The following is a 1,274-nucleotide window of genomic DNA, read 5'->3' as shown; positions in this document are numbered from 1 at the left end:
CCCCGCCCGCCCCCCCCGCCCATTTCCTAATGTATTTCCCCCCCCCCCCCCCTGTAAACCACCCCCCCCCCCTACCCCGCGCGCCCCCCCCACCCTTAGGCGGGGCGGGGGCTCCTCGAGGTTGAGCGGTACTAGTACCAGCCGTTGGCCTGGTGGAAGCTCCAGGCGCTGCACGCGCTGCCGTAGCGGCCGTTCATGTAGTTGAGGCCCCACTGGATCTGGGTGGCCGGGTTGGTGCGCCAGTCGTCGGCGACCGAGGACATCTTCGAACCCGGGAGCGCCTGGACCAGACCGTACGCGCCCGAGGACGAGTTGACGGCCTTGTAGTTCCAGGTGGACTCCTCGTTGATGATGTTCGAGAAGCACTGGAACTGCCCGGCCGGAACGATCTGGCGGGCGATGTCCTTGACCTGGGCGACCGTGTAGGAGCTCTGGGGGGCGAAGTCTCCGGCGCTGCGGGTCGCGGAGCGGCTGGCGATCTGCTCCTTCTCCTCGCGGTCCTTCTTCGCCTTCTCGTCGGCGGCCTTCTGCGCCTCGGCCTTCTTGGACTTGGCGTCCTCGGCGGCCTGGATGCGGGCGGCTTCCTCGGCGACGCGCTTGGCGTCGGTGTCGGCGCCCTGGGCGATCGCGTCGGCCTGCTGCGTCAGGGACGCGTTCTGGACCTGCGCCTGCTCGCCGACCGGGATGTCCGTGAGGAGGGTCGCCCCGGACGCGGTGGTCTCGAGATCGTTCGAAGCTGCGGGGTCGCCAGCGGCAACGCCCACGACTGCGCCGACGGTGGTGACTGCGGTGGCCGAAGCCACTGCGAATCCCCGGACCGAGATCCGGCTCACACGGTGTCCTTCCAGCAGCGTCCGCAGTGACCGGGCGGGCGCAATAGTGCCCTCGACACTGGCCTCCGTGGTGCTGCGGTCACTGGAGGCGCGGACCCGTGGGCAACTCCCTTGCAGGGGCTGCCGCGTGAAGCTCGGGCGGCATACGGCGAACGACTGTGGAGTTGTGGTGCTGCTCGTACCTCACGGGTTACCGGAGATACAGGAGTGCCGTATGCGGGGCCTGACGGAAAACAGACTCTGCCGGACCCGTACACCGCAAGGCAATTCTCCGTTGCGTGGGAAAGGTCACACCTGGCATGTTGCCGTTGGTTTCGCCAAAGACCTGTGCAGCACGACGCCGCCCCGCCAAGGTCCCGGGCCGTTGCCGGGCGGCCCCCACACTCTTTTCCGCGATTGGGGTTTTGCCCCCCTACCCGGGAACACGGATACGATCAACAC

1 protein-coding gene is annotated in these 1,274 nt (G+C 68.1%); it reads right to left on the bottom strand.

Annotation, left to right across the window (positions count from 1 at the left end; all coding sequences use genetic code 11):
- Positions 1-131: 131 nt before the first annotated feature.
- Positions 132-851: a transglycosylase SLT domain-containing protein gene (locus tag ACFXA3_RS31400; protein WP_385192244.1), complete on the bottom strand. Its 720-nt coding sequence runs from the start codon at positions 849-851 to the stop codon at positions 132-134.
- Positions 852-1,274 lie beyond the last annotated feature (423 nt).

It is taken from the genome of Streptomyces sp. NPDC059456 (genome assembly GCF_042750055.1).
Classification (GTDB): Bacteria; Actinomycetota; Actinomycetes; order Streptomycetales; family Streptomycetaceae; genus Streptomyces.
Note: the sequence above shows the minus strand (reverse complement) of the source record. Positions and strands in the feature narration are given on the sequence as shown.